A 24,419-nucleotide genomic window follows, 5' to 3' on the forward strand; every position below is an offset into this window, starting at 1 on the left:
TATATACAATAAAAAACCTATGTCCTTACGAAAAGGTATAGGCTTTTGTCAACAATCTGGGACACTCGCTTGAGTGTCTTTGTGTTAATCTAACATTTCTAAATAGTTCACATTTACATATTGACTTGATAAATGTTCATCATCGATTTTAGCCTTTAAGAAGAATTGGTCTACATCCTCATAGTTTTTATCGTCCATAGAAATATAGAAGTATTCATCCTCATATTTGGCTTCAACAATATGCTCTTGATTATGTATTTCAATTAATATTTTACAAGGAAATTGAAGAGCATAGTATAGATCAAAAAGGTCCATATAATCCGGATCAAATTGAATAAGGGAATAAAGATCCTTCACAATGTTTTTCATGATAGTAAGATCTCCAAAAAAGTCTGAATAGATCAATCTTTGAGATTGGAATTCTTTGGCAATCAATAATAATTGTATAGCCTGATCTTCATTGCCTTCTTCAACATAGATTTTGGCTAGACGAGAATAGATTTCGGGAACCGGATCAAATGTGTTGGTCGCACCTTGAATCAATGGATACAAGCCTTTAATAATTTGGACATACTTTGTATAATCCTTAGGTACATAATATCCATTCTTATACATATCTGCCAGTTTATAAGCTGCAATAACATCACCTAGATCACTTGCCAGCTTATAATAATGGAATGCTTTTTCATAATCAGGTTGCCCAACTCTTCCATAATAGTAGATATAGCCTAGACATTCATAGGCATCCACATTGCCTTGTTTGGCAGCCATTAAATAATATTCTTCCGCAAGATCAAACTGTTTCTGTTCATAGTACCAGCCGCCAAGCTCGACCATATATTCTGTTTCGTTTGTTTCTTTTATTAAAAATTCTAGTGCATCCATAAACGCAATATCATCCTCATATTTAGGATGAACAAGATCATAATAATCGTCTAGAATTTGTTTTGCGCTTTCAATAGTTAACGCCATAATACACCTCAAATACATTATAAGAAAAAAACAATTTCAGGCAATAAGAAATTTCATTTGTCAAAATCAAAGGAATGCTTATAATTAATATAAACACATTATCAAGGAGGCGTTTAAATGGTACGTATTTTAGAGCATGCGAATCGCTATAGTAAGAAGGATGTATTTGAATATTATAAAAGAACATGTCAAAACGATTATTGGGATTATGATTCGATGACGCGTAAAGAGATGTTTGAGCGCATGATCGAAACATATACACCTGATTATTTGATTTCTATTTGTACATCATGGGAATTAAAAGCTTTAAGAAGATTATTGCGCAACCAAGACTTAGAAGATGATCGTTATCGCTTTGAAAGACAGGCGTTAAGTACTAAATTTTTATATTTTGATAAAGAAATACCAGAAGAATTTAAAAAGAATGTAAAATTAGCTGTTAATAATATAGATTTGGATCAAAAAGCACTTGACGATGAACCGACGATTGTCATACTTGGGATTATCCGTGCTTTTGGCATTATTGAACCCTCATTGATTCAAGCTGTATGTGCTGCATGTAATTTTGATTATAAATCTATTGTTGAAAGTGAATTATTTAATTTCTGGGCCTATTTAAAAGAAGATTATAGATTGATCGATGATAGCTTTGCGAATGAGTATGTCTATTGGGAATATAAGGATATGTTATTTGATATTCGTGAATCACGTATTCAACACGAAAGATTCGGTCCAAAATTTTTAGATCAAGATAGCTATATTTCTATTTTCTATCATGGTTATGATGCGACAAATCCAGATATTAAGAAATTCTTTACAGCTGTAAAGAAAGAAGTGTCTGACATTACAAGGTTTAAAGAAGACTTATTCAACAATTTACTTCGTGGTACTGTGAATGAAGAAAAAATTGATTTAATTCCATTATTTAATGGGTTCTCAGATTCTTTGACAAAGCGCTACCGCAAAGCTGTCGTACAAATCGCATTGCCAAATTACTATGGACTTAGTATGAAAGGCTACAAAGAAGCACATGAGCATGTGTGTTTTAATGATAAGCTTCGTTCTTTAAATGAGAAACAAACTTACGCTTATTTAGATCAAAAGGATACACGCCTATTCTATAAACTATATTTTAGTATCTTGGATTATGTGAATACCTTGGAAAAAATTATCCCAAATAAGAAAATTGATCCAAATAATTATATTGAACCCGATGAATTGGTCAATCTGATTGAAGTGTTCTGGAATGAAAAAGATCGTTTTATTGATGAGTATATCCAAAAGAATCCTTTGAATTTAACACATCGTAATTTAAATGTTATAAAAGATTTTAAATATGGCATGCGCAAAAACTTCTTGTTGGCTGTCTATGAAAAGAACTATACTGTTTTAAATGATGAAGGCATCAACTACATGGTTAAAGGTTTAAATGAAAATTTAGATCAGTTTATTCCAGCCGAAAAAACACCAATGTTGATACAAACAGCTATTATGCCATTTAATGGAATGATCATCTATGATGGCTTTATTTCAATGGCCAATATGCAATTAAGTCAAGAACTAGTTTCAAAGGCATTTGAAGATTATAGTTATGGACAAAAAATCTATTCTTTATTGCCTAAAAAGATGAACTAGAAATATATACAAATATTTCTTTGTATAATGAACAATTAGATTCAAAGACAATGGAATTGTTTAAATGCCAATGCCATATTTAATAGGCATTAGGCTACAGGATTATCCAGCAAAATTAGCTTAGAAATAAAAGTAGAAATCTCTAAATTTGATTTTTACTTTTTTTATTTGGATTTTAAAAGATAGGGAAGATCCCTATCTAGTGTTGTCGACCACAATCCTTCCAGATTGAATGACTCTGTTGATTTTTCTAACATTTGAAATGTCATCTAAAGGATTTTCATTTAAACAAACAAAATCTGCCTGCTTACCAACTTCAATAGAACCATAATCCTTTTCAACACTCAAACATTTTGCGGAGTTGATAGTCGCAATCTTTATAATATCCATATTAGAAATGTTAAGTTGAGCCATTAACTCCATTTCATAAGCTGTATTCGAATGATAATTAAATGGTGTTCCAGCATCTGTACCTAAGGCAATCTGAATGCCTTTCGCATAAGCCTTTTTCACACTTTCAACATGCGCCTTTGTCACCTTTAAAGTCTTATCTACTGCATACTTGGCTACACCATTTTCTACACCCTTATCTAAAATACATTGTGGAGCACATAGGGTAGGGACTAAGAATGTGTTTTGTTTTTGCATAAGCTCTAAACATTCATCGTCTAGAAAGCAACCGTGTTCGATCGAATCAATACCTGCATACAATGCATTTTTAATTCCTTGTAAACCTTGCGCATGTGAGGCTGTTTTACGATTTGCCTTATGCGCTTCTTCGACAATGACCTTCATTTCTTCTACGCTCAATTGAGCATTTCCAGGCTCAACACCCTTTGTCATGACACCACCAGTTGCCATAACCTTAATTAAATCAACTCCCGCCTTTAATTGTTGGCGAGCAGCTTTGCGACAGGCATCCTTACCATCTGCTTCGATTCCTTCTTGCCAGCCATGACCACCTGTCATACAAATGACTTTGCCTGCACAATACATATGAGGTCCTGCAATCACTTTATTTTCAATGGCTTCTTTGATTTGTAGATCATAATTATTTTCTGTACCTACAACACGAATAAAGGTAACACCCGATTCAAGATATTGTTCGCAATGTTTCTTGGCATAGAAAGCTTTTTCAATCAAAGTAAATTCTTTCTTCGAATCAAAGCCAACAGGATAAAAAATATGAACGTGACAATTAAAGAAACCAGGTGTTAAAGTGTTAACTTCAATTGCTTCTTCATTTATTTCATGATAATCCTCGATATTTGTGATGACACTATCTTCAATCGTTACAAGCTTCTCATATTTAGGGTGTTCACTTACACCATCAATCAATGTATGTGCATATATATAAAGCTTAGACATAGTCTCATCCTATTCTACGACGATTGTTCCATCTTTAATAACTTTATCGATTTTACGAACATTTGAAATGGCATCCAATGGATTTTCTTTTAAACAAACCAAATCTGCATGTTTACCAACTTCTAAAGTACCATAATCATCTAAAACGCCTAAACAATCGGCTGAATTGTATGTGGCTATCTTTAAGATGTCCATACGATCTACACCATATTTTTCCATTAATTCAAATTCATATGCTGTATTGTTGTGGTAGTTAAATGGTGTACCACCATCTGTACCTAAGGCAATCTTTACACCTTGGGCATATGCCTTTTTAAAGCTTTCTACATGCGCATCCTTAACGTAAATTGCCTTTTTAACCATGTAGTCCGCAATACCGGCTTCTACACCATTTTCAACAATACATTGAGGAGCAACTAACGTTGGTACTAAATAGGTACCATGCTCTTTCATATAATCAATACATTCTTGATCTAAGAAGATACCGTGTTCAATAGAGTCAATGCCAGCATATAAGGCATTTTTGATACCTTGTGTGCCTTGAGCGTGTGTTGCCGTTTTTCTTCCAGCCTTATGGGCTTCTTCAATAATAACGGCCATTTCTTCTTTGGTAAGCTGTGCACTACCCGGTTCTACACCTTTAGTCATTACACCACCCGTAGCCATGATTTTTACAAGGTCTACACCTTTCTTTAATAATGTACGAGCAGCTTTTCTACATTCATCTTGTCCATCGGCTTCAATACCACCTTGCCAGCCATGGCCACCTGTCATACAGATGCATCGTCCAGCACATAACATATGTGGGCCTTTGACAATTCCAGCATCCACACAATCACGAATATCCATATCATAATCGTTTTCTGTACCTAAAACACGAATGATGGTAACACCACTATTGATATAATCTTCAAGGTGTTTTTGGGTGTAGAATGTTTTTTCGATGAATGTGAATTCTTTATCTGTTCCAAAACCAACAGGTTCCATAATGTGAACGTGACAGTTAAAGAATCCTGGTGTAACTACATTAGCTTCTACAACTGGTTCATTTGTTTCATGATAATCTTCAATGGCGATGATTTTTCCATCCTCACATGTGATCAACTGATCTGTTTTAGGTGTATCACTCACACCATCAATCAATGTTTTTGCGTGTACAAATAATTTACTCATAAACTTTACTCCTTTACTCAAACTTATCTAGATTATGTACCAGGATGAAAGAATATGCAAGTGGTTACTGAAAAGAAATGAAAAAAAGAGAATCACTTGGATTCTCTTAAAGCATAGATCTAAATAAAATGTCATTGTAGTCTGGTAAAGGCCAGTCTTCTTTAGAAACATTGGTTTCAATTGTATCTGTCAACTTACGAATTGTTTCCATTAATGGAAGTAATTCATCTGCCGCATAACGAGCCGCTTGTTTTTCTGTTGTAGTTTCTTTATTGATCAAAGTTTCTAGTGTATCCAAGTGATTTGTTACTAATTCTAATGGTGTGTTGATGTTTTTCAAAATCTTCACTTCCATTGGAGCTTCAATACCACATGATTTCTTTGTTTGAATGATTTGAGCTAATTTAGCTTCATAACTAAAGATAGCAGGTAAGATTTGTTTTCTTAACATATAAGCCATTGTCTTTGCTTCAATTTGAACAACTTGATAGTAGTTTGTTAAAAGGATACTTTCACGAGCATGCAATTCACTTGCTGAATATACGCTGTGTTTTTCAAATAATTGAAGATTCTTTGGATCTGTATAGTGAGGAAGAGCGTCGGCTGTGGTTCTTAATTCTAATAAGCCACGTTTTTCTGCTTCTTTTTTCCATTCATCCGAATATCCATTTCCAGAGAAGATGATACGCTTGTGATTCTTTAAAGTCTTTTGAATCAACGCAATCAAGGCTTTTGTCATATCCTCTTGTTTTACACACTCTAATTCATCCGCAAATTGTGTTAATTCTTCTGCAACGATTGTATTTAAGATTGTGTTTGGACAAGAAATGTTAAGGTTAGATCCAAGCATTCTGAATTCGAATTTATTACCTGTAAATGCGAATGGAGAAGTACGGTTACGATCTGTTGAATCTTTGGCAATTGGAGGAAGGGTACTAACACCTAATTCCAATTTACGATCGATTGTATCTACGTATTCATTTCCAGCTTCGATTGCTTCTAAGATGGCAGTTAATTCTTCTCCTAAATAAATAGAGATGATAGCTGGAGGAGCTTCATCGGCACCTAAACGATGGTCGTTACCTGCGCTCGCAACAGAGATTCTTAATAAATCCTGGTATTCGTCAACACCTTTGATGATGGCAGCTAGTACTGTTAAGAAACGAATATTGTCTTTTGGAGAATCACCAGGTTCTAAGATGTTTTCACCATCTTCAGTTGAGAAAGACCAGTTGTTGTGTTTGCCACTACCATTAACACCCTCAAATGGTTTTTCATGAAGTAAACATACCAATCCATGGTGAGAAGCTACTTTTTGTAGAACTTCCATAGTCAATTGGTTTTGGTCATTCGCAATATTTGTTGTCGTAAATACAGGAGCCAATTCAAACTGGCAAGGTGCCACTTCTTTATGTTCTGTCTTGGCATACACACCTAATTTCCATAGCTCTTCATCTACTTCTTCCATATAGGCTTTTACGCGTTCTGACAAGCTACCAAAGTAGTGATCATCTAATTCCTGACCTTTTACTGGTGCAGCACCAAATAAGGTTCTTCCAGTTACTAATAAGTCCAAACGTTCCTTGAACATTTCTTCATCAATTAGGAAATATTCTTGTTCTGGTCCGACTGTTGTTTTGATTTTATGAATATTGTAACCCATAATGTTCAATAAGCGAACAGCCGCTTTATTTAAAGCATCATTACTTCTTAATAATGGCGTTTTCTTATCCAAAGCACTACCATCATAAGAACAGAATAATGTAGGAATATATAAAGTTTTTTCTTTGACAAAAGCTAGAGAAGTTGGATCCCAGGCTGTATATCCTCTGGCTTCAAAAGTAGCACGTAATCCACCACTTGGAAAACTTGAAGCATCGGGTTCACCTTTGATCAATTCTTTCCCTCTAAAATCTGAAATAACAGATGTTGGCCCTGTTGGATTGATAAACGCATCATGCTTTTCAGCCGTAATACCTGTCATTGGCTGGAACCAGTGTGTGTAGTGAGTTGCCCCTTTATCCATAGCCCAGTCTTTCATGGCATTTGCGACAACATCTGCGATTTCTTTAGGAAGTTCCTTTCCTTTTTCCATCACATCCATCATTTGTTTGTAGACGGCATGAGGCAAGTATCTTTGCATAGCAGATGTACTGAATACGTCACATCCAAAATATTCATCGACAATTTTCATTTTTCTAGTATCCTCCTGTCTCGTATATAATATCATTATTTTCACAAATTATTTTATAAAAGTTAAAATTTTTTTCTTTATATGAAAATATTTCATTTTTTTACGTATAAGAGTATGTAGAAAAAAGTACTAGAAAGAAGGTACTCATGAGAAGTGCAAATGTATTAAATGATTTTGCCCTTAAATATGTATTTGGCAAAGATTGTAAAGAAGCCGCATTAAGAAATGAATGAACAAGAAAAAATGATTTATTACTTTTTAAATTGCCACTTCGCCTATCTGGTACAATGGAGGTAGATGTAATAACTTCCATATTAAACATGTCCTTGGATGAAATTGAAAAAAATATATATAAAAAGAAAAGCCACTATTTGTGACTTTCTTTGTTTTCTAGACTTGCCTTTACTAAGCCTACAAATAATGGGTGAGGACGGTTTGGTCTAGACTTAAATTCAGGGTGATATTGTACACCGATATAGAATGGGTGATTCTTATATTCAATAGCTTCAACTAATTGTTTATCTGGACTTGTACCCACGATCATCATGTCATTACGTTCAAAATCACTGCGATAGTCATTGTTGAATTCATAACGATGACGATGTCTTTCATCAATCATGTCCTTTTCATAACAAGACCAAATTTTTGTATCTGCTCTTAATGAACAAGGATAAGCTCCTAGACGCATTGTTCCACCTTTACGAATGTCATTGCTTTGATCTTCCATAAAGTCAATGATCGTATGTTTACTTTGTGGGTCAAATTCATAAGAGTTCGCATCTTCATAACCTAGAACACTACGTGCGAATGCAATGGCAGCAATCTGCATACCTAGACAAATACCTAAATATGGAATTTGTTTTTCTCTTGCGTATGTAGCTACACTGATCATACCTTCAATTCCACGATCACCAAATCCTCCTGGTAAAATGATTCCATCTGTGTCCTTAAATACTTCATCTAAATTAGCATTCTCTAAGTTTTCAGAATCAATCCATTGAATGTTGACTTTGGCATGATTTTTAAAACCACCATGATACAATGCTTCACTTACAGATAAATATGCATCATGTAAGGCAACATATTTACCAACTAATGCAATGTTGACAGGCTTAGTACTTGCCTTAATATTGTCAACAACCTGTTGCCATTCAGTTAAATCAGGTTTACGAATTTCAAGACCTGTTTTTTCACAGACAATATCCGCAAGATTTTGCTCTTCTAACATGAATGGTACTTCATAAAGGGAAGGGAGTGTCTTGTTCTGAATCACACAGCGTTTTTCAACGTTGCAAAATAAAGAAATCTTGTCTAATACAGACTGTGGAATAGTTTCATCACAACGTGCCACAATGATATCTGGATTGATACCATATGACTGTAATTCTTTTACAGAATGCTGTGTTGGCTTTGATTTATATTCTTGGGAACCAGAAATATAAGGAATGTAAGTAACATGGATAAATAAACAGTTTTTACGACCTACTTCTAAGGCAACCTGACGAATGGATTCTAGAAATGGTAAGCTTTCAATGTCTCCAGTTGTACCACCAATTTCTGTGATTACTACATCAGCAGCAGCATGTTCTCCTGCACGAATCACAAAGCTTTTGATTTCATTTGTAATATGAGGAATAACCTGAACGGTTTCACCTAGGTATTTACCATCACGCTCTTTGTTGATGACGTTCCAATATACGCGTCCAGTGGTAAGATTGGAATACGTGTGTAGGTTTTCATCAATGAAACGTTCATAGTGACCTAAGTCTAAGTCGGCTTCTAATCCATCATCAGTGACATAAACTTCACCATGTTGAAAAGGGGACATTGTGCCTGGATCCACATTGATATAGGGATCTAATTTTTGGGAAGTGACTTTATAGCCACGGGACTTTAAAAGACGGCCAAGACTTGCTGCACTGATTCCTTTTCCTAAACCAGATACAACACCTCCCGTTACGAAAATGTACTTTGTACTCATTTGTTTCACCTCTTCTTTTTTCTTTAACTCGGCAATTTTACACCTATGAAAAAAAGATGTAAATAAAAAATTTAAAAAAATGATTTTCAATGTAAAAAATAGTATAATAAATTCGATTTGAGGTGGTTTGAATGGACCTTCATGAAAAAGAAAAAATGTATCAAAGACTTATTGTTTTTACACTCTTAATTGGAATGGTCATCTATTATTTTGAAAAAATCATTGGCTTTTTGGGATGGATCTCAACTATGTGTTTACCATTTCTACTAGGTGCTGGACTTGCCTTTGTGTTTAATATCATATCGAATAATTTAATGCGCTATTTAATTAAATGGTTCAATATCAAAGATACAAAAATTAAAAGAATTATATCCAATGTATTAGCTATTTTCATTGTGTTTGCCGTGTTTGCCGCCTTTGTTGGTATAGTCATTCCAAGAATTCTATTCTCAATTCAGTTGCTGCTGTCAAACTTTCCGCAAATGATTTACGAATTCTATATTTGGCTGTTGGACATTAGTAAGCCTGTAGATGCTATTCATAACTTCTTACAAAATTTAGATATTAATGCCTTTAGCTCCTATGCAATCGATAATGTCAGTAAAAGAATCAGCTCTTGGCTAGTTTCTGGAGGTGCAAATGATATTTTTGGATCTATCTTCAATATTTTATCTACTACCTTCTCATGGTTTGCGCAAGCCTTTATCACTATCGTATTCTCCTTTTTGTTGTTGTTTAATAAAAAACAAGTCAAACGAGAAACGATATCTTTGTTGAAGGCCTATCTTCCTGAAAGGGATTATGAAAAGACGCGCCATGTATTAAAACTGATCATTCGTATTTTTACAAGCTACGTAGGCGGGACATGCACAGAATGCCTGATTCTTGCAAGTTTAGTAACGACAGGAGCATTGATTTTAAAGATTCCATATGCCTTTTTAGTTGGACTAGTCGTTGGCATTGGTGCTTTAGTACCAATGTTTGGAGCTTTGGTTGCCGCTCTTTTATGTACTTTCTTTATTGCGATGGCATCCCCTGTGCAGGGGCTCACTTTTATTATTATGTTTATTTGTATTCAGCAGGTGGAAGGAAACTTTATCTATCCACATGTTGTTGGTAAATCTGTAGGCTTTCCACCCATGTATATTATTGTGGCCATCACCATTGGTGCCAATGTTGCAGGAATTTTTGGGATTATTATCTTTATTCCAATTTGTTCATGCATCTACCAGCTTGTAAGTGAAGATGTATTGTCTCGGCTTCAAACGGTGAAGGAAGTTTCAGATTAATTGACATAAATAATGTCTATATCAATTGTATTCTTTAGATGTAGAAAGAAAGAAGGATACAATATGAACGCTGAAAGACAAATTGCGATGGATTTATTAGATGCTGTATGGAAAGAAGATGTGCAAGGAGTAAAATATTGTTTACAGATGGGCGCAAGTCCAAGCTGGGTATTTAACGGATATCCTATTTTAATGCATGCCATCAGCATTGGAAACGAAGAAATTGTTAATATTTTAATTGATGCCGGAGCCATCCAACAAGGGGAAGCCTTAGGCTTTGCACTTGAAAGAGGAATTGGACAAATGATACGTCCGCTGGTATTTCGTGGTATTGTTCCTAAACATTTCGAGCCACGCAAAGGCTTTGGCTATTACCCACAAAGATTTTGTAGTACACACTGAAAGGAAATAGAAAATGAATCGAACGAACTTATGCATTCGCATGCTGCAACTATTAAAGGCTAGAGGAAAAATGAATACAACTCAACTAGCAGACGCTTTAGAGGTCAATCCGCGAAATATTCGTGAATTTAAAAAGGAGCTCGTGCTTGCAGGTTATAATGTAGAAGAAGTAAAAGGACGTTATGGAGGCTATATTTTAAATGATCAATATGATCTTCCTGTAACGATTTTTAGTGATGAAGAAAAGGATGCGTTGGTTCAATCCTATAAGTTCATGCGTACACAAAAGGATTTTAAACCTTTAACTTTATATTGTGATGCCATGGATAAAATTATTGCCACAAGTAAAATTTCATCCAATGCTTCCTTACACTATATGTCGAATTCAATAGAATTGGATAAGAAGATTTCGAGTATGATCGACAAGACGCAACAAGCTATGAACCATGGAATTTGCGTCGTTTTGTCCTACCAATCTCTAAAGGATGAAACACCTATTGAATTTGAAGTGGAACCCTATGAAATTATCCACTACCATAAATCATATTATTTAATTGGCTTTTCCTTATTAAGAAAAGATTATCGTATGTATCGCTTTAGTTCTGAACGTATGTTTAAATGTGATATTTCAACAAGACACTTTATTCATGACAATCATTTTCATTTAAGTAACTACATTGGAGAGCATTCCTTGATTCCATTAGATTTAAAACATGTGATTGTAAGAGTCTATCATAAAGAGAATGGTCTTCGCTTATTTAAAGAAAAGTATTGGGGAAACAAGCTTTTGCCTATCCATAAAGAAGATGATTATACCGACTTTGAATTCTATACAGATGACATGTCTAACCTATATCAGTCTTTGTTTTCTATGATGGATCAGGTAAAGCTTTTAAGTCCGGATGATGTAAGAGAAACATATTTGAATCGAGTTGAAAAAATAATTAACGCGTATAAGGGATGAAAAGATATTAAAATTGAAGTACAATAGTAATGGTGAATTTTTTATGTTACATGTATCAGATTTAATGCGTGAAATGAAATGTGAGTGTTTCTGCTGGAATTGTGCTCATAATTCACTTCACCAGGAAAGTTTTTATAAGATGGATTGTCCGTTTTCCGATTTATGGAAGACCTACTTACACGCCAATGATTGTGCATTAGGTCATTCTATGGATACAAATGAACAATCTTTAAAATTGTTAGAGGAAAATGAAGTCGTATGCTTCGCACGCTTTGAATACAAGGAGTGTCGAACAAAAATTCCATATCTAAAGAAATTAGAAAATGGATATATGGCTATCTATCCTCATTTAAGTGCATACCCAAAAGAAAATGAAGCTTTGATTATGAAAGTCAATCAAATCATTTTGGCACATTGTGGTGTGCATGTTGTTGAAAATCATATTCTATATTTAAATAAGGAATATGTTCGTAAGGATAGTTTGGATTTAAATGCTTTATTGGTAACCAGCGATAAGCTATTTAATAAACGTAATCATTTATCTAAAACGATTGCTGAATGTATGGATGAAATCGATATTGATTTAGATGCCTGGATTGAAAGAACCAAACGAATCTTAAACAAACCAAGCATTACTCCTGTTCGTACTAAACAATGTACGGCTTTAAGACGTTGCAGCTATTATCCAATTTGTTTTGATGAATCGAATGAACCAGATGATTCCATTCTATTCTTTACAACGAACCAGCATAAGCTGGATGCCTATGAAAAAGGGATTCGTCATATTCATGAATTGCCATTGAACCAAATTGAAGGCTTCCGTCTTCAATATGCCCAATATATGGCGAGTAAGACGCAAAAGCCATTTATGGATAAGGCAGCTTTACAAGTGTGGATGAAACAAATCCAGTATCCAATTTCTTATTTGGATTTTGAATGGGATACCTTTGCCGTACCACCTTATGAGAACATGAAGCCATTTGATGTTTTATGCTTCCAATATAGCTTGCACGTAGAAAGTAAGGATGGAGCTTTAAAACATTATAACTTCTTTGAATCTAAGGATTGTCGTCGCCATTTTGTAGAACAATTGATTCAAGACCTTCCTAAGACAGGAACGATTCTTGTATATAATATGGAGGGGGCTGAAAAGTTAAGACTGAAACAGTTAGCGAATCAATTTGAAGAATATCGTGATGAATTAGAAGCTATCTGTGCTAGAATGGTTGATTTATCAAAGCCATTTGAAGCTGGATTATACTACAATTCAAAAATGCGAGGTCATTACTCATTAAAGAACATATTGCCAGTTTTCTCGAAGGATCTTTCTTATAAGAATCTGGATATTCAAAATGGATTGAATGCAGTTTTTGCGTATCGTACATATGATGATAAAAATGAAGAAGAGAAAAAAGAAGTAAAAGAAGCCATTTCAACATATTGCCAAATGGATACGTATGCCGAATATGTTGTGTATCATGGTTTGTTACGGGAGGTGGAAGAAGATGCCTAATATTATTACACATACTTTATTTGCTCAGGAAATCTTTGATAAAGTGGATGAAAGTACACATGATTTATTTGAACCACGACTTCAATTGTTGGAAATTGGTTCGAATGGTCCAGACTTTTTATTCTTTCATGGAATGAATCCAAAGGATTTCTACAAAAAAAGTGATTTAAGAATATCGGGTTCTATGTTTCATGCGGGACATGTGAATGAATTTTATCAAAAAGCTTTGATATCCATTCGCAATGAACAGGATGATGAAATCAAAAAGGATATGATGACTTATGTTTGCGGTCATTTGTGTCACTGGGCTTTGGATGCCACTACACATCCTTATGTTTTCTATCGTACGGGACCTTGTAAAGGAAAAAGTGCATGGTATCACCATCGCTTTGAGTCTTTATTAGATGCGATCATGTTGAAGGTAAAAAGGGAATGTACGATTGAAGACTTTAAATTCTACGAAGTCTGTGATGTAACTAAGGAGCAGGCTCGTGCTATTGCACGTATCTATGTTCCGGCAATTCGTCAAATTCTAGGCTTTGATATCAAGCCGCATCAAATTTTAGAAAGCTTGAATGACTGGCATTTTATTGAAACCTTATTTTATGATGCTTCTGGTAATAAGTTAAAATCTTTGCAGAGTTTAGAGACTTTCACAAAAGCCTATAATTCTTTGTCAGGTTATATCGTTCCTAATGAACCGGATGATCCATATGATGTGATGAATCTTTTACATAATCGCTGGCTACATCCAAGCGATGATACATTTGTTTCTACAGAAAGTTTCTTTGATCTATACGATAAAGCACAATTGTTAGCTTTGGAAGCTATTCGCTTATTTTTAGCGGCTTGTCAAAATCCAGATTTAGATGCAGATCTATTATTGTTGATCAAGGATCGCAATTATAACTTAGGTGTGAGTGATCAAAAGCAAATGACGAATTTTGATTTAATTTACGAAAATTAGGTGGAAGGGTTTACAAGTTTACAGTTTAGGCGTATTATATGGGTGGTAAGAGATAGAAAGTATGGCTCACCTTTCGACTCAAAATCCATCTTGTGTGTATATATCCTTCCTTAAAAACACATAAGAAATTACTTTATCGATCCTTTCGATGAAAGAAAGCACTTCGGTGCTTTTTTTCTTTTTCTTGACAATTTTTTTGCGTGATATAAAATAATTAGCGTCTATATACAAACAAAAGGAGTAAGAAAATGATTAGTTCAAATGATTTAAAACCAGGTTTAACAATCTTAGTGGATGGTGAAATTTACACGGTTTTAGAAGCTTCACAAAATAAAACAGCTCGTAGTGCGATGGTTGTTAAGGCTAAGGTTCGTAACATTCGTACTGGAAGTAATGTTGAATTGTCTTGGGGTGGTGGAGAAAAGGTAGAACCAGCTCAGATTGAAAAAAGAGAAATGCAATATCTATATGATACAGATGATGCGATGGTGTTTATGGATAATGAAACGTATGATCAGGTTGAGATTCCTACAGATCGTTTGAAGTGGGAAAGAAACTTTATTGTTCCAAATTCAAATGTAAATATTTCTAGCTATGAAGGTGAAATCTTAGGTGTTATCTTACCAGATAAAGCGACTTTAAAGGTTGTTGAATGTGAACAAGCTGTAAAGGGCGATACAGCAACATCTGCAAGTAAAAATGCAGTGTTAGAAACAGGACTTGAGGTAAAGGTTCCTTTATTTATCAACCAGGATGAAATGATCGTCGTAAATACAAACGACGGAAAATACTCAGGACGTGCAAAATAGGCAAACGCCTATTTTTCTTTTTTTGTTGAATAGTGTATAATAGTAAAGAATGTTTAGGAGGTACTTATGACTCAACTTTCAAGAAAACAAAAGTATCAAGAACTTAGAGATCGTTTAGATGAAGAAACTACGGCCGCTCAAGCGCAGCCTGTTAAATTGCAAAGATTGTCTCGTGTTGATAACAGCTTATCACATGCCAATAAACCATTGTATCCACATGATACAGTACGTGTTTCACCAACTGTTAAGGAAATGCCAACATCACCAGTTATGGAAGATTTATTGGGTGAAGTTAAGCAGTATAATATTGATAACGGAAATCGTATTACAGATGATACGCAGATCAATATTTTAAAACAGTTAGACACTACAGAAACAAAGAAACGTAATCAGCATGTTATCCCTATGGATATTGATGATGAGGATCTTGGCTCAACAATGAAAATTTCAAAACAGAAACAGCCTGAATATGAAAGAACAGCTCGTGTTGAACCAAAAGAAGAAAAAATTGTACTAACAAGTCAGGATGTACAGGATGTCAAAGAGCCAGAGGATGACAATTTGGATTTAATGTATCTTTCACATGATGACTTTGATAAAACGGAAGAACAGCCTAAAAAGGAAAAGAAGAAAAAATCAAAACGTAAAAAAGAAAAGCGTGATGAGCTTGAATCTATGCCAAGTGCTAAGATGCGTATGAAAACGTCAGACTTTGAAAAGGCAAGCAACCATAAAGAAAAGAATAGCTCAGAAATTGTATTAAATGTTGTATTAGGTATTTTGATTCTAGCATTGATTGCCGTTATTGGTTACTTAGTATTTATGGCTCGTGGATTTTTAAATTGAGGATAGAAATGAAAAAAATTAATATAGCGATTGATGGCCCTAGTGGGGTTGGAAAAAGTACAATTGCGGATATTGTAGCTGAAAAATTAAATATGTCTCATTTAGATACAGGTGCTATGTATCGTTGTGTGGCATATAAAACATTAAAAGATCATGTAGATATTCATGATGAAAAAGCAATGTCGGATTTAATGGATTCGATTGAAATCCACTTTGATGAAGACAACCATGTTTATTTAGATGGAAAAGATGTTTCCAAAGAAATTCGTATGAATGATGTATCTATGCAGGCAAGTAAAACGAGCCAGCTTTCTATTGTACGTAAAAAATTAGTGAATCTTCAACAAAAGGTATGTGCGAATAAAGGCTTTATTGTTGATGGAAGAGACATCTGTTCTGTTGTATTGCCAGATGCGGAAGTAAAGATTTTTATGAGTGCTTCTAGTAAGGCAAGAGCCCAAAGAAGATATGATGAATATATTTCTAAGGGAATCGATGCAGATTATGAAACGATCTATCAGGATATTGTCGCTCGCGATTATCAGGATACGCATCGTGAAAATTCGCCTCTTATTAAAACAGAGGATGCGATTGAAATCGACACTTCAAATTTAACAATTGATGAAGTCGTTTCAAAAGTATTGGATATAGTCGAATAATGTAGAAAGGGGACCACAATATGATTCGAGGTACTGTGGCCATAGTAGGTCGGCCAAACGTCGGAAAATCAACGATTTTTAATCGCTTGATTGGACAAAGGAAGAGCATTGTAGATGATACGCCCGGAGTAACAAGAGATAGAATTTATGGTGAAGTGGAATGGCTGACACAAACTTTTCGCTTGATCGATACGGGTGGTATTCAAATTGAGGACCAGGCTTTTGCCCAGGAAATCAATATGCAGGTAGATATTGCGATCGAAGAAGCGGATGTGATTGTCTTTTTAACATCGGCTAAGGAAGGTGTCATGACAGATGATACAGTCATCGCAAGAAAGCTTCAAAAGTGTAAAAAGCCAGTCATCTTGGCTTGTAATAAGGTAGACAATCCAGAAATGCAGATGAATGTATATGAATTCTATGCATTAGGACTTGGTGATCCGGTCGCAATTAGTGGAGCACATGGAATTGGTCTAGGTGATTTATTAGATCAAGTCATGGAAAAGCTTCCAGAAAAGAATATTGCACCATATGAAGGGATTACTTCCTTCTGTTGTATTGGTCGTCCAAACGTTGGAAAATCAAGCTTGGTAAACTCAATTTTAAAAGAGGACCGTGTCATTGTATCCAATGTTGAAGGAACAACAAGAGATGCGATCGATACACCATTCTTCGTAGATGATAAAGAATATATGATCATTGATACGGCTGGTATTCGTAAAAAGGGTAAAATCTATGAGGATATTGAAAAATATTCAATTTTACGTGCTTTAAGTGCTATTGATCGTAGTAATGTAGTATTATTCTTGATTGATGGAGAAAAAGGAATTCGTGAACAGGATAAACATGTTGCAGGTCTTGCCCATGATGCTGGTAAGGGTGTTATCATTGTCTACAATAAATGGGATACGGTTGAAAAAGATGAAAAGACCATGTCTAAGATTGAAAAGGAAATTCGTGCACAGTTCTTGTATTTAAGTTATGCACCAATTGCGTTTACTTCGGCTTTAACAGGAAGTAAAGTAAATCAATTGATTCCTTTAATCGATCAGGTACATGACGCTTGCACATTGCGTATTCCAACGAATGTCTTAAATGATGTTATTTTGGATGCACAGATGATGAATCCGGCTAAACCTCATTTAGGAAAACAATTAAAGATTTATTATGCTTCTCAAGTAGCAGTAGAGCCACCAACAATCGTCTTGTTTGTGAATGATCCAGAGCTACTTCACTTTAGCTATAGTCGTTATATTGAAAATAAATTAAGAGAAGCATTTGGCTTTACGGGTACACCAATTAAGATTTTGGCTCGTAAACGTTCATAGATAAAAGGAGTAAAATATGCGTACAGTTGTGATTGGTAGTGGAAGCTGGGGAACAGCTTTAGCTCAAGTATTACAAGATAATCATCAAGAGGTTATGATTTATGGTGTTGCAGAAGCGGAAGTCAATGACATCAACGACAACCATAAAAACTCTAAATATTTTGCGGATGTTGAATTAAATCCTGAATTACATGCAACAACCGATATTCAATGTGTTAAAGGTGCAGATATTGTATTATTGGCAGTACCTACAATTGCCATTGATCCTATTTGTCATCAGATCAATGATTTATTAGATAAAAAGACAATCATCATTAACGTTTCAAAGGGATTCCATCCAGAAACAAATGAAAGAATGTCAGAAGTGATTCGTCGTTGTATTGATGAAGATAAATTAAGCTCCGTTGTAAGCTTGATTGGTCCAAGTCATGCCGAAGAGGTTGTCATTCGTTTATTAACTACGATTGATGCGATTAGTTTAAACAATGATGATGCGGTTACCGTACAAAACTTATTCTCAAATCAATATCTACGTATTTATACTGGAAATGATGAGATTGGCTCTGAGCTTGGTGTTGCGATCAAAAACGTTATGGCGATTGCGTCTGGTATTTTATCAGGTCTAGGCTATCAGGATAATACGCGTGCTGCATTAATTACACGTGGGTTACAGGAAATGATTCGTTATGGGGTTCATTTTGGTGGTCATCAGAAAACCTTTATGGGATTAACTGGAATTGGTGATTTAATTGTTACTTGTACGAGTGTACACTCTCGTAACTTTGAAGCGGGTTACCAAATTGGTAAAGAAAACTCAGTTGAGAATTTCTTTAAAAACAATACGAAAACAGTGGAGGGTGTTCGTACCGCAAAAATCGTTCATCGTGTTGCGAAGGAACATGGAATTGATATGCCAATTTGTGAGGAGGTTTACCAAATTTTATTTAATGGAAAGCTTCCAAGTACTTGTGCATCTGATTTGATGATTAGAGATTTAAAGAAGGAATTTTAATATGGGAAAGTATGTAAATAAAGAGTCTTTAACACAGACTTTATCAATTAATTTAAATATTTCTAAAAAAGATGCTGCTTTTGCAGTTGACCTGATTTTTAATGAAATGAGCGAAGCCTTGGCAAATGATGGTCATGTTGATATCACTGCTTTTGGTAAGTTTGAGATTTTTGATCGTAAATCAAGAATGGGAATCAATCCAGTCACAAAAGAAAGAATGATGATTCCTGCTACAAAGCTTCCAAAGTTTCGTCCGAGTCAGACTTTAAAGAATAAATGCAACAAATAGGTCGTATGACCTATTTTTGTCTTTTGAAAGGATGGTAATATGAGCTTTTTAATTGTATCGATTGGATTTACCTTAGCTATCTCCAGTAAGTGGGCCTATTCTTATTTTGGACTTTCTAGCTTTGAACAAATCGTATATCACGTTAAGGTTCCTTTAGAGGGAACTAATACCCAATTTATTTTTGGCTGGATGAAAAAATGTTTACTTCCAGGCATTATATTTGGTCTTGTTTTTAGTTGGACAAATGATTGGATGTCTAAATTGATTCTTATTTTATGCTGTATATATGGCTTGTGCCAGATACATTTCTTTTCGTATGTTTTTGACCAATTTAAGAAGACAGATTTTTATGAAAAATATTTTATAGAATCCGAAGTTATTTCGCCAAAAAATAAGATGAATTTTATTCATATTTATTTAGAATCGATGGAAACAACATATGCAAAAAGAGAAGATGGTGGGGATGCCAAAGAGGATCTGTTGCCTTATTTAACACAGCTCACAAAGGAAAACATCTCATTTTCACAAAATGAAAAAATTGGTGGAGCTAGAGTTTTAACTGGAACTGGTTGGACAACAGGAGGTATTGTGGCTAGTACTTCGGGGCTTCCTTTGATTTTTTCTTTGAAGCACAAATTTTGTAAGGACAAGGTGCCCTTTATGCCTAACGTAAATACGCTTGGTGATATCCTTGAAAGGGATGGCTATAATCGTGTTTTTATGATTGGCTCAGATGCATCCTTTGGAGGTCGAAGAAGCTATTTTGAACAACATGGACATTATGATATTCAAGATACAGTTTCCTTAAAAAAAGAGGGAATTCTAGATAAAGATTATCATGAGTTCTGGGGCTTTGAGGATGATAAGCTCTTTGAATTTGCGAAACACAAGATTATAGAATTGTCAAAATCCAACAAGCCTTTTGACTTTGAAATGTTGACAGTGGATACACACCATCCTTATGGGTATCAATCTAAAAATTGTAAAAACCTATTTAAAGAATCGTTATCGAATTCGATTTATCATACAGACGAAAATCTAAAGGATTTCATGGAATGGTTAAAGAAACAGGATTTCTATGAAAATACGGTTATTGTGATTCAAGGGGATCATACAAGTATGGCTGCTGAATATATTCATGATACATATTCTTCAGCTTATGATCGTCGTGTATGGAATACGTTTATTCATTCGCAAGCAAAGCCACAAAAAGAAAAAAATCGTGACTTTACGACAATGGATTTTTATCCTACAATATTAGCGGCTTTAGGCTATAAAATTAAGGGCGATAAGCTTGGCTTAGGTACAAACCTATTTAGTGATCAAGCTACGCTTACAGAGGCTTTACAAGCTTCTGAAGTGGATCAACAGATTAAAAGAAATTCAAATTTCTATAGGAGCTTAATGTGAGAAAAAAATTTCGTAGTTTATGCATCATACTCGTAATTGTCTTCATCGTATTTTCCATGCTTGTAACGACATTTATGCAGATGCTTCGTTTTTAACATTCCTGAGTGGAATGTTTTTTCATTTTAAAGTAAAATAAGAGTAGATGAATCGAGGTTTTAATTATGACAAAAAAACAAAAAATTAAATTTATTGCGTTACTATCGACAACCGCATCTTTAGCTGTTGGATCTTATTTCTTTAAGAAGAAAGTAGAGAAAATGAAAGAGGATGGCACATTTAATACGATGGTTTTTAAAAAGCGTTTAAACCAATATTTAAAGGCCGCAAAAAAGGATGAGCTAACACTTGAAATCATTGATGGCTTATTAGCTGAATTAGATAAAATGAATGATTTTAAGGCGAGTCATGAAGGTTTTGAATTAAATTTGGATACAGATAAATATATGGAATTACAAGATTATTTAGATGCCTATTATTCTCGCTTGGCAAGTTCAAATCATTTTAAACAAAATGATACGAGTGAAGACAATACACAGGTACGTTTAAGAAAGTGTTTAAACACGCAAAAATACATTCTAGAAAATTTCTAAAGAAAGTCTCAAATCTATCTTGAATTTATATAATAAATGGGTATCATATCCGTATAAGGAGTGATATCATGTCTTTAGATGAGATTCAATTTAAAAAGAAAGAAAATCGAGCACAGATTTTTCAAAGCTTTGATTCTTTAAAAGGCTTTAAAGAAATGATCAAAGAATGTGAAGTGGAAATTGTAAGCCCTAGAATTTTATCGCAGGATGATTATGAAATCTTAAATGAAAGAGTGCATGAAATTCAAAAGGGAAAACTTGTCACAATTGAATATTATGATCGTATCAATTATAAAAGAATCACAGGTGTAGTTTCTAAAATCAATCTGGATACGCAAATACTTCAAATCGTAAAAACAAAGATCAACCTAAAACAAATTAGCTACATACAATTAGAGGAGTGAAAACTCCTCTAATATGCGTTATGACCACCAATAAGCGTATTTCTTTTCTTAGCTGTTGCACAATCCAATGTGTTCATTCCTTTTAATACAGCATTTTTACCGTAGCGACATCTGATTTGAACTAGAGTCTCCTGCAGTTTTTTTTCTCTTTCTACCTTTTCTATATCTGTAAATAAATCATAATTCTCATAGTAATATTCATCTTTGACATTTTGAAAGCTAATCGCAATCTGACGTATTGGAAAGTTTGGATTCACAATTCGAATATAGAGTCTTTTAAACTCTTCTAACAAAATAGAAAAGGAATTGGTACAGTTGGTAATCTTACATGATCCACAGCTTGGTTTGATACAATCCTTGGAATAGCCAAGCATTAAAGAGATTTGATTGGTCACAAGATGCTTTTCAGTAAGTGTTAATACATTTTGATCAACCATTTCCTTCATGACCACAAAGGCATTTTGATAGGAATAGTCCTCAAAAAGAATTTGGGAATTGGATATAGAATGTTGTTTCGATTTATAATTTTTAATGTCTTGAATTGTGGTAGGCTCCTTACCCCAAGCATGATCAATAATATATTCGGCGTTAACACCAAATTCTTTATATAATATTTCAACAGGGAACTGACACAAGTCATACATGTCATAAATTCCTAATTTGTGTAATCTTCTTTCTGTTCCGTTTCCAAGCATCCAAAAATCGGTCATAGGTGTATGATGCCACAATGTCTGGCGATATAAGTCTTCATTTAAAAAAGCCATGCGGTCGGCATTATGTTTTGCGGATATATCCATCGCAATCTTAGCTAGATAGAGATTGGTTCCAATACCTACGGTTGCGGTAAGGCCGGTTTTTTCATAAATACGATCTAGTATTTTTTTGGCAAGCTCTTTAGCATTTACTTGATAGAGCTTTAGATAGCTTGTGATATCTAAGAAGGATTCATCGATGGAATAGACATGAATATCTTCTTTGGCAATAAATTCCAAAAAGATTTTATAGACCCTACAACTATATTCCATATACAAATGCATTCTTGGTGGCGCAATCATATATTCAATTGTGGGATCAATTTCAAAAATACGACCTCGACTCGATACGCCTAGTTTTTTTATGGCCGGTGTTGCGGCTAGTGTAATGGCACCACCCCCTCGTGTAGGATCGGCCACCACAAGATTGACTTCAAAAGGGTCTAGGCCTTGTTCTACGCATTCTACAGATGCATAAAAGGATTTTAAATCAATACATAAATATGTTTTTTGCATAATTTCCTCCAAGCCCCTTTATCATTCGTATAAGCATCATAGTCAAAATGAAATAGAAATTCAAGATAGATTTGAGACTTTCTCAAAAAGTTAATAAAAATATTGTTGGTAATTATCAAATATTTTGATACTATATAGATAAAGGTGGTGTAACTATGCAGTTAAGACAATTATTACTACAATATGAGATTGAAAATAATATTAAACATGATGAGGCAGCCAAAAGAATAGGAATTGGTCGTGCTACATATTTTCGCTGGTTAAAGGGGGAAAGCACACATTTAAAGGCAAATACTTTACAGAAGTTATCGGATATGTTGGATTGCGATGTTAAAAGTATCATTGAAGAGGAAGATCGAATCAAACCAATCGTAGGTAGTGTAAAAGCTGGATATGATGGTTTTCCTTTAGAAGACATTGAAGGCTATATTGAATTAAATCGTCATGATGGCAAAAAGGGCGATTACTTTTTACGTGTGCGAGGGGATTCTATGATTAATGCCCATATCTATGAGGGAGATCTTGTCTTTGTAAAACAGACAAATGAAGTGGAATCTGGAAGTATTGCGATTGTACTTGTGGGTGAGGAAGCAACATTAAAGCGTGTTTTATATAAAAAGGGTTTAATGATTTTAGAAGCTGCAAATCCTAAAATTGATACAAAGGTTTTTACACCTGAAGAAGTTGAAGAACTTCCTGTAAAGGTTATTGGAAAAGTCTTATATGCTCGTAGAGACTTTGATTGAGGGAATGATTGAATGAAGATTTGGATTACTAGACATGGCCAAACGGCTTTAAATAAACAAAAATTAATGCAGGGACTCACAGATGAACCTTTAAATGAAACAGGGATTCAACAAGCAAAAGAGGCAAGAAAAAAGATCGGTGATATTCATTTTGATGCGGTATATGCAAGTCCTCTACAAAGAGCCATTCAGACAGCTTCGATTATTGGCAATGTAGATCAAAAGGATGTAAAGATTGATTCTCGTATTATTGAAGTGGATTTTGGGGATTATGAATTGAGAAACTACTTTAAATTGGGTTTAAAAATGACAACTTATTGGGCTTTTCCTGAATTGTTGCCAAATCCTAAGTCGGTTGAATCTGTCAAAAGCATGGTCAAACGAAGTCAATCCTTTTTAAAGGAACTTGAAAAGAAGAATTATGAGAATGTATTGATCGTATGCCATGGTGGTATTATTCGTTCTTTATGTGGTTATTTAGAAGATCGTAAGAATGGGATCAAGTGGAGGCCAAAGCCTAACAATTGTGAGATTCGTGTTTATGAATCGAATCATGGTAAGCATACATTTATTGAAACATATAAGTAAGAATAGAAAAGG

Annotated in this window: 23 protein-coding genes; 17 read left to right on the forward strand and 6 right to left on the reverse strand. The window is 34.5% G+C overall.

The features are described from left to right. Nucleotides 1-84: 84 nt before the first annotated feature. The gene (locus DWY01_RS09300) at nucleotides 85-972 is read right to left on the reverse strand and encodes a tetratricopeptide repeat protein (protein WP_158553696.1); all 888 of its coding nucleotides are present in this window, start codon (nucleotides 970-972) and stop codon (nucleotides 85-87) included. A 117-nt stretch (nucleotides 973-1,089) separates the two neighbouring features. On the opposite strand from DWY01_RS09300, the gene DWY01_RS09305 reads away from it, so the two are divergent. After that, nucleotides 1,090-2,607 (forward strand): hypothetical protein, encoded by a 1,518-nt coding sequence (locus DWY01_RS09305; protein WP_117995851.1) that lies wholly within the window; start codon nucleotides 1,090-1,092, stop codon nucleotides 2,605-2,607. 195 nt (nucleotides 2,608-2,802) lie between these two features. On the opposite strand, the gene DWY01_RS09310 is transcribed toward DWY01_RS09305, so the two are convergent. The 4 genes from DWY01_RS09310 to DWY01_RS09325 form a co-directional block, all read right to left on the reverse strand. After that, on the reverse strand, nucleotides 2,803-3,975 hold the full coding sequence (locus DWY01_RS09310; RefSeq protein WP_117995852.1) for an amidohydrolase family protein: 1,173 nt from the start codon (nucleotides 3,973-3,975) through the stop codon (nucleotides 2,803-2,805). Nucleotides 3,976-3,984: 9 nt separating this feature from the next. Continuing rightward, on the reverse strand, nucleotides 3,985-5,148 hold the full coding sequence (locus DWY01_RS09315) for an amidohydrolase family protein (RefSeq protein ID WP_117995853.1): 1,164 nt from the start codon (nucleotides 5,146-5,148) through the stop codon (nucleotides 3,985-3,987). 106 nt (nucleotides 5,149-5,254) lie between these two features. Continuing rightward, nucleotides 5,255-7,342, reverse strand: a complete 2,088-nt coding sequence (locus DWY01_RS09320) for a glutamine synthetase III (protein WP_117995854.1) — start codon at nucleotides 7,340-7,342, stop codon at nucleotides 5,255-5,257. Nucleotides 7,343-7,709: 367 nt separating this feature from the next. Further along, nucleotides 7,710-9,323 carry a CTP synthase gene (locus tag DWY01_RS09325; RefSeq protein ID WP_117995855.1) on the reverse strand — a complete coding sequence of 538 codons (1,614 nt, stop codon included), beginning with the start codon at nucleotides 9,321-9,323 and terminating at the stop codon, nucleotides 7,710-7,712. A 131-nt stretch (nucleotides 9,324-9,454) separates the two neighbouring features. Between DWY01_RS09325 and DWY01_RS09330 the strand changes: the two genes are divergently transcribed. From DWY01_RS09330 to DWY01_RS09395, 14 genes are all read left to right on the forward strand, one after another. Next, entirely contained in the window at nucleotides 9,455-10,612 is a 1,158-nt protein-coding gene (locus DWY01_RS09330) for an AI-2E family transporter (protein WP_117995856.1), read from the forward strand. Nucleotides 10,613-10,675: 63 nt separating this feature from the next. Continuing rightward, the gene (locus DWY01_RS09335) at nucleotides 10,676-11,014 is read left to right on the forward strand and encodes an ankyrin repeat domain-containing protein (RefSeq protein ID WP_117995857.1); all 339 of its coding nucleotides are present in this window, start codon (nucleotides 10,676-10,678) and stop codon (nucleotides 11,012-11,014) included. Between the two features lie 13 nt (nucleotides 11,015-11,027). Then, on the forward strand, nucleotides 11,028-11,978 hold the full coding sequence (locus DWY01_RS09340) for a YafY family protein (RefSeq protein ID WP_117995858.1): 951 nt from the start codon (nucleotides 11,028-11,030) through the stop codon (nucleotides 11,976-11,978). A 43-nt stretch (nucleotides 11,979-12,021) separates the two neighbouring features. Next, on the forward strand, nucleotides 12,022-13,491 hold the full coding sequence (locus tag DWY01_RS09345; protein WP_117995859.1) for a DUF2779 domain-containing protein: 1,470 nt from the start codon (nucleotides 12,022-12,024) through the stop codon (nucleotides 13,489-13,491). Further along, nucleotides 13,484-14,458, forward strand: coding sequence for a zinc dependent phospholipase C family protein (locus DWY01_RS09350; protein WP_158553697.1), 975 nt, complete (start codon nucleotides 13,484-13,486; stop codon nucleotides 14,456-14,458). The genes DWY01_RS09345 and DWY01_RS09350 overlap by 8 nt, the downstream gene beginning before the upstream one ends. Nucleotides 14,459-14,706: 248 nt before the next feature. Next, nucleotides 14,707-15,267: an elongation factor P gene (gene efp, locus DWY01_RS09355; protein ID WP_117995861.1), complete on the forward strand. Its 561-nt coding sequence runs from the start codon at nucleotides 14,707-14,709 to the stop codon at nucleotides 15,265-15,267. Between the two features lie 66 nt (nucleotides 15,268-15,333). Further along, on the forward strand, nucleotides 15,334-16,113 hold the full coding sequence (locus DWY01_RS09360) for a hypothetical protein (protein WP_117995862.1): 780 nt from the start codon (nucleotides 15,334-15,336) through the stop codon (nucleotides 16,111-16,113). An 8-nt stretch (nucleotides 16,114-16,121) separates the two neighbouring features. Further along, entirely contained in the window at nucleotides 16,122-16,772 is a 651-nt protein-coding gene (gene cmk, locus DWY01_RS09365) for a (d)CMP kinase (RefSeq protein WP_117995863.1), read from the forward strand. 20 nt (nucleotides 16,773-16,792) lie between these two features. Continuing rightward, the gene (gene der, locus DWY01_RS09370) at nucleotides 16,793-18,100 is read left to right on the forward strand and encodes a ribosome biogenesis GTPase Der (protein WP_117995864.1); all 1,308 of its coding nucleotides are present in this window, start codon (nucleotides 16,793-16,795) and stop codon (nucleotides 18,098-18,100) included. A 16-nt stretch (nucleotides 18,101-18,116) separates the two neighbouring features. After that, nucleotides 18,117-19,112, forward strand: coding sequence for an NAD(P)H-dependent glycerol-3-phosphate dehydrogenase (locus DWY01_RS09375; RefSeq protein WP_117995865.1), 996 nt, complete (start codon nucleotides 18,117-18,119; stop codon nucleotides 19,110-19,112). Between the two features lies 1 nt (nucleotide 19,113). Further along, a complete protein-coding gene (locus tag DWY01_RS09380) occupies nucleotides 19,114-19,401 on the forward strand; it encodes an HU family DNA-binding protein (RefSeq protein ID WP_117995866.1) in 288 nt (95 codons plus the stop codon). A 39-nt stretch (nucleotides 19,402-19,440) separates the two neighbouring features. Beyond that, a complete protein-coding gene (locus tag DWY01_RS09385; protein WP_117995867.1) occupies nucleotides 19,441-20,811 on the forward strand; it encodes an LTA synthase family protein in 1,371 nt (456 codons plus the stop codon). Nucleotides 20,812-20,972: 161 nt separating this feature from the next. Continuing rightward, entirely contained in the window at nucleotides 20,973-21,401 is a 429-nt protein-coding gene (locus DWY01_RS09390; RefSeq protein ID WP_117995868.1) for a hypothetical protein, read from the forward strand. A gap of 68 nt (nucleotides 21,402-21,469) precedes the next feature. Continuing rightward, nucleotides 21,470-21,805, forward strand: a complete 336-nt coding sequence (locus tag DWY01_RS09395) for a YolD-like family protein (RefSeq protein WP_117995869.1) — start codon at nucleotides 21,470-21,472, stop codon at nucleotides 21,803-21,805. An 8-nt stretch (nucleotides 21,806-21,813) separates the two neighbouring features. Here the strand turns inward: DWY01_RS09395 and DWY01_RS09400 are convergent, their stop codons facing one another. Further along, nucleotides 21,814-23,073, reverse strand: coding sequence for a DNA repair protein (locus tag DWY01_RS09400; protein WP_117995870.1), 1,260 nt, complete (start codon nucleotides 23,071-23,073; stop codon nucleotides 21,814-21,816). 155 nt (nucleotides 23,074-23,228) lie between these two features. On the opposite strand from DWY01_RS09400, the gene DWY01_RS09405 reads away from it, so the two are divergent. Further along, nucleotides 23,229-23,819, forward strand: coding sequence for a helix-turn-helix domain-containing protein (locus DWY01_RS09405; RefSeq protein WP_117995871.1), 591 nt, complete (start codon nucleotides 23,229-23,231; stop codon nucleotides 23,817-23,819). A 12-nt stretch (nucleotides 23,820-23,831) separates the two neighbouring features. Further along, nucleotides 23,832-24,407: a histidine phosphatase family protein gene (locus DWY01_RS09410; RefSeq protein ID WP_117995872.1), complete on the forward strand. Its 576-nt coding sequence runs from the start codon at nucleotides 23,832-23,834 to the stop codon at nucleotides 24,405-24,407. The last annotated feature ends 12 nt before the right edge of the window (nucleotides 24,408-24,419 follow it).

The organism is Eubacterium sp. AF22-8LB, from assembly GCF_003458715.1.
Taxonomy (GTDB): domain Bacteria; phylum Bacillota_I; class Bacilli_A; order Erysipelotrichales; family Erysipelotrichaceae; genus Holdemanella.